The sequence below is a fragment of the Bradyrhizobium genosp. SA-3 genome (assembly GCF_004212635.1).
Classification (GTDB): domain Bacteria; phylum Pseudomonadota; class Alphaproteobacteria; order Rhizobiales; family Xanthobacteraceae; genus Bradyrhizobium.
Window position 1 is genome coordinate 1 of sequence record NZ_PSRT01000204.1, and the last position, 11,497, is coordinate 11,497.

An 11,497-nucleotide genomic window follows, 5' to 3' on the forward strand; every position below is an offset into this window, starting at 1 on the left:
GTGCGCCGTGAGAAGGCGGCGCTTTCCAGTGGGTGCAAGTCCCACCCGGCGAAACGCTCCAGCCGGAAGCAACCGGAGCAGCTATGGAGGTGACGAAGTGGCTGAAGCCTTCGGATAGCTGTCACGATATACGGTGACGGCGCGAGTGTGCAGGCCGTAACGCGAGTGAACGCTGAGCAAGCCTCGAAAAGGACGATGCACAGGCCGACCTGACGGCCATATAAGGGAAGGCTGACACGACTGGGGCGACGTGAGCGAAGCAATACCTCCAGTCGCTGTGCCGGGGTAGTGGCGACGGCATGTACACAAGGAAAGCGTACGCAACACGGGAGGCCCCAAGGCGTGGTCAGGGATGATCAACCGGACGCCCGCGAGGGACAGGCCAGGCGCCTTGGGGTGGCGGAGAGGTTTGTAGTACCGCTGAAGCCGGGTAACGCCGGCGGAGGGAAGGGACCTCAGTTCAAGACGAACGCAAGACGTAGTGAGGGACCTGGGGATTGGGCAACCTGACAACTCCAACGAGTGTTCAGAAACTGCAGACGGCGTTACACGCGAAAGCGAGGGCAGAAGCTGGCTACCGCTTTTACGCTCTGTACGACAAGATCAGCCGGGAAGACATCTTGGCCCTTGCCTATGCTCAATGCCGCTCCAACAAGGGCGCACCGGGTGTAGATGGGCAGGACTTCGCGGACCTCGAGGCGTACGGGGTGCAGCGGTGGCTTGGCGAACTGGCGCTTGCGCTCAGGCAGGAGACGTATCGACCGGACCCTATCAGAAGAGTGTACATACCGAAGGCCAATGGCAAACGCAGGCCATTGGGCATCTCGACCGTGCGTGATCGGGTCTGCATGACAGCAGCGATGCTGGTGCTTCAGCCGATCTTTGAAGCCGATCTTCCACCAGAGCAATATGCCTATCGCACCGGGCGAAACGCCCAGCAGGCGGTGGTCGAGGTGGAAGCGCAGCTGTTCCGTGGCCATCCGGAAGTCGTGGACGCCGACCTCGCGGACTACTTCGGAAGCATTCCGCATGCCGAACTTCTCAAGTCGGTAGCGCGCCGGATTGTTGATCGACGCGTGCTGCATCTGATCAAGATGTGGCTGGAATGTCCCGTGGAAGAAACCGACGATCGAGGAAGGAAGAAACGGACGACCGAGGCATCCCGCAAGGCTCACCCATCTCACCACTGCTGGCGAACCTGTACATGCGCCGGTTTGTGCTGGGATGGAAGATGCTCGGGCTGGAGCGAAGCCTCGGCTCTCGCATCGTGACCTATGCCGACGATCTCGTAATCCTGTGCAGGCGGGGCAAAGCTGAAGAGGCCTTGCGTGATCATGGGAAGGCTGAAGCTGATGGTCAACGAGGAGAAGACACGAATCTGCAAGGTACCGGAAGGAGAGTTCGACTTCCTGGGCTACACGTTCGGGCGGATGTACTCAGCGAAAACCGGCCAGGCGCGCCTGGGCTACCGGCCATCGCGCAAGAGCATCAAACGCGTGACCGAAAGCATTCACGCGCTCACCGCCCGATCAGGAACTTGGCAAGAGACCACGGAGCTCGTAGGCCAGTTGAACCGCACGCTGCGCGGATGGGCGAACTACTTCAATGTAGGCACCGTCACCAAAGCGTATCGCGCGCTCGACAATTACGCGGCTGCGCGGTTGCGCCGGTGGTTGCGCTTCAAGCACAAGGTCAGGCGACGCAGGGGCGGGACCTATCCACTCTCGCTACTTCGGGCTCGTACGCCTAACCGCGCTTGGGCGCGACATGCCGTGGGCGAAGGCTTGAAGTCTTGTCCGAGAGCCGGATGCGGGAAATCTGCCTGTCCGGTTCGATGAGCGGGATGTGGAAACGGAGCCAAGGGTGAACCACTAAGGCACCGCCAGACGAAAGAGGCGGCCAACAGATATGTTCAGCCTACCGTCACCGCGCCACATCTCGACTCTACCCCCTTCCGACATGGCGGATCACGTCAGCGATGTCGGCTCAGCGAGACAAGGCGGACATTGCGTTGGCGAGCGCGGAGACCCGGAAATAATAGCATGGGGCTCGCAATCCGCGAGCCCCGCTGTGCACTCGGCAATTTCAGGCCTTGTGATGGACAGTCTGCAGGCCGTAGACCGGCGTCGGGATTTTCTCGTAGCGCGCCTTCAACTGCAGGGAAAGGAATTGCGAGTAATGTCGCGACTGATGCAGATTGCCGCCGTGGAACCATAGGCCTTCCTGCTGCGTCGGCTTCCACATGTTGCGCTGCTCACCTTCCCATGGGCCGGGGTCCTTTGTTGTATTCGAGCCGAGGCCCCAGACCTTGCCGACTTTGTCGGCCATTTCTCGACTCACGAGATCGGCGACAAAGCCGTTCATCGAGCTATAGCCGGTGGCATAGACGATCACGTCCGCTGGCAATTCCTTGCCGTTGTCGAGCCTGACGCCGTTGGGCGTGATTTCCTCGACCTGTCCAGCGAACAGTTTGATTTTGCCGTCAATGATAAGCTGTGAGGCGCCGACGTCGATGTAATAGCCCGAGCCGCGGCGCAGATATTTCATGAATAGCCCGGAATCGTCGTCGCCGAAGTCGAGCCTGAAGCCGGCCTTCTCCAGCCCGGCATAGAAAGCGGCGTCATCCTGGCGGATCTTGTCGTAGACCGGCTTCTGAAACTGATTCAAAATCCGGTAGGGCAGTGAGGCGAAGATCAGGTCCGCCTTTGCCGTGGTCATTCCGCCGCGGACGGCACGTTCGGAATAAAGATCGGCGATGCTCTCCATCAGCGAATCCGATCGCACAATGTGCGTCGTCGAGCGCTGCACCATCGTTACGTCGACGCCGCTCTCGTACAGCGCAGCGCAGATGTCATGGGCCGAATTGTTCGAGCCGATCACCACCACCTTCTTGCCTTTGTAGCCGTCGGAGCCGGGATGGCGTGAGGAATGGTGCTGCTCGCCCTTGAAGGTTTCCATGCCTTTGATTTTCGGCATGTTCGGCTTGGCCGACATGCCGGTCGCGAACACAAGCTGCTTCGGCCGCAGGGTGATCTCCTTGCCATCACGTTCGACGACGACGGTCCATTCCTTCTTGGCGTCGTCCCAACTGGCTTGTTTGGCCGTGGTGTTCGTCCAGTAGTTCAGCTCCATGACCTTGGTGTACATTTCCAGCCAATCGCCGATCTTGTCCTTGGGCGAGAACACAGGCCAGTTCTTGGGGAAATCGATGTAGGGCAAGTGATCGTACCAGACGGGGTCGTGCAGGCAGAGCGACTTGTAGCGGTTGCGCCAGGAATCGCCGGCGCGCGCGTTCTTTTCGACGATGATCGTCGGCACACCGAGCTGTCGCAGCCGCGCCCCGAGCGCAATGCCGCCCTGTCCGCCGCCGATGACAAGCGCGTGGGGCTGGGTCTTGAAGCCGAGTTGCTCGACTTCCTCGTCACGCAGTTCCTTCCAGGTCTTGGCGCCGGGATGGAAGCCGTGCCTCGCGCCGAGCGGTCGGCCGAAGCCGGCCTTTTCCTCATGGCCCTTCAGTTCGGCCATGGTCGTCAAGAGCGTCCAGATCTGACCGTTCTGCAGGCGGATGAGTCCATATCCGCGCGCGACATCGGTCTCGAACGTGATCCAAGATTCGGTCACGCCGCCGGCCTCGGTTGGCGTTTCACCCTCGGCGGTTTTCCAGTTACGCGGCTTCACATCCGCGAGGCAATGCACGAGCATGTCGCGGACCTGATCGCGGCCTTCCATGGTCTTGATGTTCCAGGTGAAGGCAACAAGGTCGCGCCAGTAGCATTCCGGAGCGAACATTCCCACGGCGGCGTCGAGATCGCCCGCCGCAAGCGCGGCTTCAAACTTGTCGAGGAAAACCTGGACGCGCGCGCTAAGCGTGGTGTCGAGCATCGCTTCCTCCCGGATGTCGTTTGCAATTATTCTGCGCAGGCAGCGTAACCATACCCCAATCATCGCGGGAATCCAGACTCGAGCGGCAGGGTTCCCGGTCGGCTTCATCACCTCTCCGCGCTCGCCTGCAACAACGCCGCCCACCGACGAGGTGGTAGACTAAGACTTCTGTTTGCTGCGATGCACGAGTCTGGAATTGGTGCGAAATGCGAAGTGCACGATGTCTGCAATTTAGTCGCTATCGGGGGAAAAGCGGACGTCGCACACAACCCGCGGGCGGTTTTACTGCGCTAGAAATCTGATCGCGACAATCAATGCCACCATGCTCGCGAAAATCAGCAGTGCCGGGAGGGATTTTCGGGGCATTGGCCTCGTCGAATGGCGCGCAGCCGATTGACCGGGTTGAGATCCAGGCGGCCTCTGGGACCGCACGACTTCGCCCTCTGTCGTTGGCGTCCGAGCCTTTGGTTCCGGCGCTGCGCCTACGCCTCCCATCTCGCCGTAATAAGCGCTGTAGACCTCGCGAACGGCGAGGGCCGTGGACTCGGCCTCGCTCATTGTCTCGAGGCGGGTTCGATAGTTAGTCAGAAAGCTTTGGGCGTTGGACGGCAGGTCATCGAAACCACCGAGCTTGGCCATCATGAGCCAAGTGGGAAAATCCGCCTCAGCCTTCGTGCGCGCTTTCTTGGCGATACTGGCGTTGGAGCTAGAGGACATGGTGGTCCGATTGGTTTGAACCCGGCCGCGAAGCTGTTCATCGACACCATCCGCGCGGCGGGAAAGGCAACTGGCAATCCAGTCACAGTAATGACGGCGCGGGAGAGCTCAAACGTGAACCCTACCAACTATTCGGCTCCTGGCCTAGGTTTAAGCGGACTGAGCAGGCTAGCTAGGTCACCTCTGCTGATGCCCCAACGGCGCAGTAGCCAACATTGACTCGTGGTCCAGCTCGACTCCAAATAGCAAGATGGTCGCGCTTCAGGCCACTACTATGGCGGCGATCGATGCCGCGGCGCGTCTCGACCGCGACGTGCTGTCGCGCGGAATGTCGGACCTCGGAAGCATCCGCTGCCATACTCGACGATACAAGGAATTGAAGGGTAGAGGCGTCATCTGGCCGTTGCCCGCCTAGGTGAGGCGACCCGATCCCGGCGCCTGACGATTGGGAGCGGCGACGACATCGTCGCGGACGATGACAAGCCTTCGCAGGAGGAAGCAATGCGCGTGGGCCGGGTATCCGTTTCGGCTGGTGACCACTTTCAATCGACGGTATCGGACGGAGAGGGTGAGAACCGGGATTAGGCGTTGCTTCTAGACACACGCGCTCGTTCTTTCGATACACTCCGATAGCTGTCGAAATAGCCTTCTCTCAGGGCAACGCAAATTTCTCTGTGAATTCAAGACAAAAAAGTTTTGCCGGAAATGCCGTTGGGGACTTGTCCGTCAGTACGGAAGGTTGAATTCACGAGCTTCCTGGCGGGAAAAGCTTTCTCGTCGCTGGGACTTGCTGTTGCGACACCCTTGCTGACCCGGCGCCTCCGCCCTGGCAGCCCCGCGGCGACGGATGTTCAGCACCTCGGCCCGGCCGCATCCGCGGGATATCGGAGCAAAGGAGGAACAGATGGCAGCGATCGTAGAGAGCATTGAGATATCCCGTCGCCCCGAAGACGTCTTCCTATACGCGACGGACTTTTCGCATTTTCCCGAATGGCAGGGGGGCGTCGTGTCGGCACGCCGGGAAGGTGACGCCCCACTGAAAGCCGTGGTGACCCGACGGGTCGGTCCGCGGAAGTTGCAGGGGATGGAGGAGATAACCGAACTGAATCCTCCGAGGACGTGGACGGTGCGTGGCGTTGGCGGCCCGCTCACAGCGATTGCCAAAGGCACAGTCGAGCCACTCGATGACGGCAAGCGGTCGCGCGTAACGATCGCCCTCGAAGTAGAGGCCCACGGGATCGCCAGGGTGCTTGCTCCGCTCATCCTTCGGCAAGTGCGAAGGCAGCTGCCGAGAAACGAGCAAAAGCTGAAGGAACTGCTCGAGCGGGGCGCGTAACCGCAAAACGGGACGTGGTGTTCCAAATCGGCCGCGGTGCCGCGCCTGTGGGCGCATATGATCATGAAGGAGAGCGACATCATGGGCGTTCTCACCGACGTCGCCGGCTCCAAGAAGGCGGCCTAACGCTGACCGCCGCAAGCGCTCACCCCTGAGGAGCGCCTGCCGGTGCAGCCTCGCAGGTGAGAGACGGATTTCAATTCAGGGAGGAACAAATATGTCAGCTAAAGAAGTCAAATTAGGCGTCGATGCCCGCGACCGCATGCTGCGCGGCCGACAAGATGCGCGCTGAATCTTGCCCCGCTCCATCGCTGGGGCTGGGGGCTGAATAGCGATGGAGCGGGAGTCGGGGTTCGATCGGACCAGCGCGCTAATTCGATCGCGATCCTCAACGCGCTGAATTTGCGATCGTGATTCTGGCTAGTTGGGGGCCAATGCGTGGCACCATTCGGTTGGTTCGAGGATCGAAAATCTCTTCAAGTGTTGCACGGTGATATTGGCTGGAACGATACACGTTTCGCCAAGGGCACGTGCCGATCCGTCAATCGTCACAATTACCCGCGCAATACCACCGTCTCCAGGCTCTCATGATCGCCCTGGCGAATTGCCTACCGCCATCTTGCGATCGGCCCACCTCTTGATGTCGGCGACCGTCAGCAGCTTGAGGAACGGATTGGCGTTGACCAGTTTTTCGCGCGTGGTCCGACCCGTCGTGTCAGCAGCGGCCATAAGGGACGCGGCATCGGCATTTTCTGCGCCGGACAACAGCGCTATCGCCCCCGCCGGTCCCGCAAAATGGGCCAGGTATAGAGAGCCGGGTGTGATCGGCAGACCGCGCTTGTTGAGCATCGCCGTATATTCCTCGACCAGTCGGGTGGCTATCTCTCGCGCAAGCTCAGGGTCTCGCCGCAGATCCAACACTTCCTTGTCGCTGCGCCCCTTGATCAGATCGCGGCGGTGTCTTCGAACGACTTCGAGCCACGTGTCATCGAGAAATTGCGCTGCACCGGTCGCGCTCGACCGCTTGTTCTTTTGATTCGGGTCACCATTGGACTCGGCGACGACAATGCGCTCGACCAACGCCTTCGCGGCCGTCTTGTCGACCGATCTCCCGGTCAAATGCGCGTCGCGAAACAGGACGAAACTTGCAACGAAAGCCAGGCCGATCGCCACTCCGAGCGCGACCGTGATGGATTCCGCCGACAGCCAGTCCCGCGTGGCGACAACGTACCCGCGCTCGTCCGGGCGCGGTGGCCGGATTTCGTCGGGACACGACTCTGACGCACGCGGGAGGAGCCGCGGGATGGCCTCAGCCATCTCGATGCAGAGGAAACGTTGGGCTAGGTCTGGCATCGCGTTGACAGGTTCAATGCTCGGAATAGGCCATCGAAGACACCTGACGGGCAGGGCTTGATCTCCGCGACCGGTTTGACTCGATTGTGTTTCGCAGTTGCCTTTCCGTGCTCGACCCGAGGTCTGGGCAGCGCGACGGCGTATTTTCGTCCTCGGGCATTCCGCTTCTGCGCGATGATCTTTGAGGTCTCTTCCGCAACAATCGCGGTTTGATCCGGCAGAGGCACCACTTCGCGCGAGGAAATCGGCTGCGATGGCGCTTGAAGCATGTGCGGGATTTCGAGCCGGTCGGCAGTCGTCAGCGTATCGTGTGGGCCAACGGTCGCCTGAGCGGGCGGCGCGTCGACAGGCTTTATCGCGCGCGGCGGCGTCTCGAGCTCCATCACCGCGAGTGTACCAAGGCCAGCAAGGATGAGAGCCACTCTCATCTGGTCACGTTCTCCGAAGGAGAAGCCTCGCTCAAAGCCCGCCGGAAATGAGCGCCGAAAAATCGGAGGACGATTGCAGAGATCCAATGAGGCGGCTTAGCGGCAGAAGCGAACCGCTGGCGGGGGTTACGGGAGAAGATCAGAGACAGGGTTAACGCGGGTCGGCCCGTCTGGTCTGTACTGACTGGCTCCGGGCTTTGTCATGGCTTTCGTGCCGGTGGGCGCCAGGGGCGCCGACTAGGCAATCAGTAAGCTGCCGTATGTCTGTTATGCCTGAATATCCACATACTGCCGAAGTCTGAAGACGATGTCCGGCAAAGCGTGTCGGAGGCGGGCAGCGTCCCGGGCAGTGGTCGAGAACGGTGCGAACCTGATCATGGCGTTCCAAGGTCGACTTCCGTAAACGGTGATCGAAACCCCGGAGCTCGGAAAGCCATCCATTTTTCGAAGCTCACCAAGGACGAGATCGCCGATCGCCACAGCTGGCAATCGCGCTCGCTTTTCATCGGGGCGGCCGACGGATCTGGGAGCAGCTGGCTGGGCTGGCGGCGCGGCCGCGGTCACGGGCTCTTGGAACGTTGGCGGCATCTCCCGCGCCGGAGGTGCGGTGGCGGGCACGCTAGTCAGCGCTGGCGGGGCAGGCTCAGTGAGCGGATGCGGTCTGGAAGCTTGCTCCTCCGCGCGCTTGCCGCCCAGAATGCCGCTGATCAGCGCCGCAATGCCCGCTTCTTTTGCTTCATGGCTCATCGCTCTCTCGCACTCATACCTAGCTTAACACCTTCCGGAACGGACGCCACCACGCGGGGGCAAGTGGCCGCGGTCCAGTGTTCGCAAACGAACATTCAGGCGCGCAAAGGTTCGCTAATCTCCACTTCAGCGAGATACCTGATTAGGGACGGATGAGCGTGTTGGGTGACCTTGTGATGCGCTGGCGGATGCGCAATTTTTTATTGGTTTGTCCATCTTGCAAATCTGACGCGATCAGCGGGCGCTACATGCTCGGCCATGAGCGCTTGAAGTGCGATCGTTGCGGAGCAACCGAGTCGGTGACTTTCTGGCGTTTCGAAGGGATAGCTCAACGTGCGTGCGCGATGAGCAGTCCGAAGGACTCTTGCGTTCAAGGCTAGTTAAGACAGTGCGCTTTTGGCTAGGAAAAATGACAAATTGTGTGCTTGTTCGAGCCTACGGAAGGCTACTGGATCAGTTGCGCGGAGAGGCATCCCGCATTTCAAGGGCAAACAAAATGGACTGGTGGATTGAGCGCGGCATCCAAGGGTCACGATTTTGCTTTGAGGATGCAGAGGCGAAAAAGGCGTTCGTCTCAATTTGCGAAAACTTCGGTGTCTCGCATATAGATGGCGCTCCGCCAGCGTGAGCCGGCGGGCGCTCGGCGCCTTTTTGGGGTCTATAGCTACCCTCCATTGCTGGGTGGCCTCCTTGCGTGGTGGGATCAATTGGCAAGCAGCGTGCCAGGGAGCGCGACCGGGATTTCCCGGGACGGTGAGTGCCGGAGGGTGAGCCCAAGGGCACCAATGAGGCTCAATTAATGGTCATTGGAGGCCTGCTTAGACGACGGGTCCGTTCGCCGCCGAAAGAGCATGCCGAGAGACCCGACTATCACCAGGAACGTGCCGGCGATCATCAGCCAATGAGAAAGCTGAAGCTGCATCACTTTGTCGAGCATGCTAAGGCCTCACCGAATTGCTGGCTCGGGCCGCGAGACGGGGATTAGCGCGCCAATAGTCCATAGGGCGCGACAGGAGACCCAGGCCAGCAGCAATACGAAGACCAAGTTTGGCCAAGGCCTCGTTGTTCAACTTCGCTTCTCTTTCGACTTAAGCCTCATCTCGAACTGCTGGCGAATGGTCTTTGCAAGAGCCCGTACCGCCGCGATGATCAAGCCGCAGAGAAGCATGAGCCAAGTCGTCAGAGCTGCAGACCACAATAGTTCTTCCAGTATCGTGGGCATGGGCCCGCCCTCCAAAGTAATTTCCTGAAACGCAGACAGTGTCCCTCAACCGGGGAGCGGCTACAAGGCGTTCTACAACGGGGCGATGGGCGCATCGAAGCACCCGAAAGATAATCGTCTACCGATCGGTGCGGTTCACTCCAGAACCTCATACTCGAACGCGACGCCCCCAGGATCATTTTCCTCGAACCATTTTTCGGCCGCATTCTGGTTAGCAAAGATTTTGATGTGCTCCTTGTCGCCGACCTGTTTGCTGGTGTTGACGTAGACAAAAGACTGTCATCGGATCACCCTTTACGCCTCGGCTTTTTGGGGCCGTGGTCCGGAATCTGGCGGTGGCTTTCCGTGGTTCAAGGCTCGCATGATGCTGAGGCGCGCAAACATCGCCGGGCCTCTGCACTCAGCGACCAGGATCAGCGCCTCATGGCGGCTTGCGACTCAGGCTTGTCGTGCACGGCCTCGGGCAGCGCGGCGGCCGCTCGGAACAGAGATCGGGCCCGATCTCGCCCGTTCAAACGGCGCGACGGTAATCCCGTCCGGCCGTCGCGCCAGAAGCCTCTCTAGGTGCGATTTGCGCAGGTGCAAGGGGAGAGACCGTAGATCATCGCCACCTATCGCGAGGATATCGAAGACGCACAGCTGGACCTCGCCGTCGTGCTTGCGCGAGTGCAGCGCGTTGAAATCGGAGATGCTGTCGACGCCGAGGATCACAGCCTCTCCGTCAGTAACGAAATGCTTCTGCCGGTTCTTCAGCGCGGCCTCGGCGATCCAGGGATAGCGATTGGTCCAGTCGCTGCCATTGCGCGAGAGCAGGCGCACGCGCTCGTTCTCTCGGATGACCAGCATCCGATAGCCGAGATCTCATGAAGCCAGTTCGGTCCGGACGGGACCTGCTTGCCGGCAGTCGCAAGGCAGAGCTCGTATGCCATACGCATGGGCCGAAGATAGGCGTCTGCTGCGCAATTTACGAATCGGGAACAAGTAGCAATGCGGCCTCAGTTTCCCGAGCTGGGGCTGCTTTTTACTGAGCGCCGAGGAACGACCCTGACGGCAATGAGTCGATTCCAAGCTCCCGACCAGACCCCAAGCACAAAAGCCCCAAGTCCGGAGTAAACCTTCCCCAAGGTTGGCGATCTCGGCAGCCCCCTGCGCTGAGGTCGTTTGTGCGCAAGTGGGTACGAACAGAAAAAGGCCACTCAATGGCGGCCATTACGCGCTTCTGTCCTACTTGGTTCCCGCCCTAGTAAGCCGCCGTTAAAGCGACGTCGAAGCGCGCGCCATTAGTAGAATGCGTTGGAAGGCGGAACAACGTCCAGCGGATGAGATTGCCCTCCTATGAAAATGGCCAAGCAGATTCGCAAGCAGGCGCTGGCGGCCGAGCGAGCGGCCACCCAGACGGCCGATGAGTTCGTCTCGGGGCAAATGAAGGCTCTTGCCGAAGCCTTCCGCGCGCAGGCCGACGTCCTGAAGCGAAAGAAGAAAAAGAAGAAGAAATGACCTTTACCGTCCGAGGAATGTGCAAACACGGTGAGCTGTTGCACCGCAGAAAAACCTCCGAGGCAGCCTTGAAGAAGGCGCGAGAGCTTGCCGGGATGGGCTGCTACGACGTCCACATCATCACCCCTGAAGGCAGAGACTACGCCTCTTCGGAGTTCGGAGATCTTCCCCGTTCGCACTTCGCACGGCGACCTATTCAAAAAAGCCAACCCCACTCGTAGAAAAGGCCCCCTGACAATGGCGCAAGCGCGGCTCGAAAGCCGCAACGCTTCATGCGATAGTTTCCCTGGGTAGCCGCACATAGCTCCCCGATTC

The 11,497-nt window shown here is 60.1% G+C and carries 10 protein-coding genes and 1 pseudogene; 4 read left to right on the top strand and 7 right to left on the bottom strand.

Annotation, left to right across the window (positions count from 1 at the left end; translation table 11 throughout):
• Positions 1-830: 830 nt before the first annotated feature.
• Together CWO91_RS45705 and CWO91_RS43895 are read left to right on the top strand one after the other, a co-directional pair.
• Positions 831-1,255: pseudogene (locus CWO91_RS45705) on the top strand (reverse transcriptase domain-containing protein); the annotation flags it as partial.
• Between the two features lie 79 nt (positions 1,256-1,334).
• Positions 1,335-1,838: a group II intron maturase-specific domain-containing protein gene (locus CWO91_RS43895; protein ID WP_245471522.1), complete on the top strand. Its 504-nt coding sequence runs from the start codon at positions 1,335-1,337 to the stop codon at positions 1,836-1,838.
• A 247-nt stretch (positions 1,839-2,085) separates the two neighbouring features.
• Here the strand turns inward: CWO91_RS43895 and CWO91_RS39175 are convergent, their stop codons facing one another.
• Together CWO91_RS39175 and CWO91_RS44825 are read right to left on the bottom strand one after the other, a co-directional pair.
• A complete protein-coding gene (locus CWO91_RS39175; RefSeq protein ID WP_130220717.1) occupies positions 2,086-3,882 on the bottom strand; it encodes a flavin-containing monooxygenase in 1,797 nt (598 codons plus the stop codon).
• 282 nt (positions 3,883-4,164) lie between these two features.
• Positions 4,165-4,599, bottom strand: a complete 435-nt coding sequence (locus CWO91_RS44825) for a hypothetical protein (protein WP_130220718.1) — start codon at positions 4,597-4,599, stop codon at positions 4,165-4,167.
• Between the two features lie 904 nt (positions 4,600-5,503).
• Here CWO91_RS44825 and CWO91_RS39185 point away from each other — a divergent pair.
• Positions 5,504-5,935: an SRPBCC family protein gene (locus CWO91_RS39185; RefSeq protein WP_130220719.1), complete on the top strand. Its 432-nt coding sequence runs from the start codon at positions 5,504-5,506 to the stop codon at positions 5,933-5,935.
• A gap of 585 nt (positions 5,936-6,520) precedes the next feature.
• Here the strand turns inward: CWO91_RS39185 and CWO91_RS39190 are convergent.
• From CWO91_RS39190 to CWO91_RS39210, 5 genes are all read right to left on the bottom strand, one after another.
• Entirely contained in the window at positions 6,521-7,252 is a 732-nt protein-coding gene (locus CWO91_RS39190) for a lytic transglycosylase domain-containing protein (RefSeq protein ID WP_245471520.1), read from the bottom strand.
• 23 nt (positions 7,253-7,275) lie between these two features.
• Entirely contained in the window at positions 7,276-7,671 is a 396-nt protein-coding gene (locus tag CWO91_RS39195; RefSeq protein ID WP_245471523.1) for a hypothetical protein, read from the bottom strand.
• A gap of 312 nt (positions 7,672-7,983) precedes the next feature.
• Entirely contained in the window at positions 7,984-8,463 is a 480-nt protein-coding gene (locus CWO91_RS39200; RefSeq protein WP_130220720.1) for a hypothetical protein, read from the bottom strand.
• Positions 8,464-9,259: 796 nt separating this feature from the next.
• Positions 9,260-9,400 carry a hypothetical protein gene (locus tag CWO91_RS43505; RefSeq protein ID WP_165406025.1) on the bottom strand — a complete coding sequence of 47 codons (141 nt, stop codon included), beginning with the start codon at positions 9,398-9,400 and terminating at the stop codon, positions 9,260-9,262.
• Positions 9,401-10,123: 723 nt separating this feature from the next.
• Positions 10,124-10,531, bottom strand: a complete 408-nt coding sequence (locus tag CWO91_RS39210; RefSeq protein WP_245471521.1) for a hypothetical protein — start codon at positions 10,529-10,531, stop codon at positions 10,124-10,126.
• 489 nt (positions 10,532-11,020) lie between these two features.
• Between CWO91_RS39210 and CWO91_RS43510 the strand changes: the two genes are divergently transcribed.
• Positions 11,021-11,182: a hypothetical protein gene (locus CWO91_RS43510; protein WP_165406026.1), complete on the top strand. Its 162-nt coding sequence runs from the start codon at positions 11,021-11,023 to the stop codon at positions 11,180-11,182.
• Positions 11,183-11,497 lie beyond the last annotated feature (315 nt).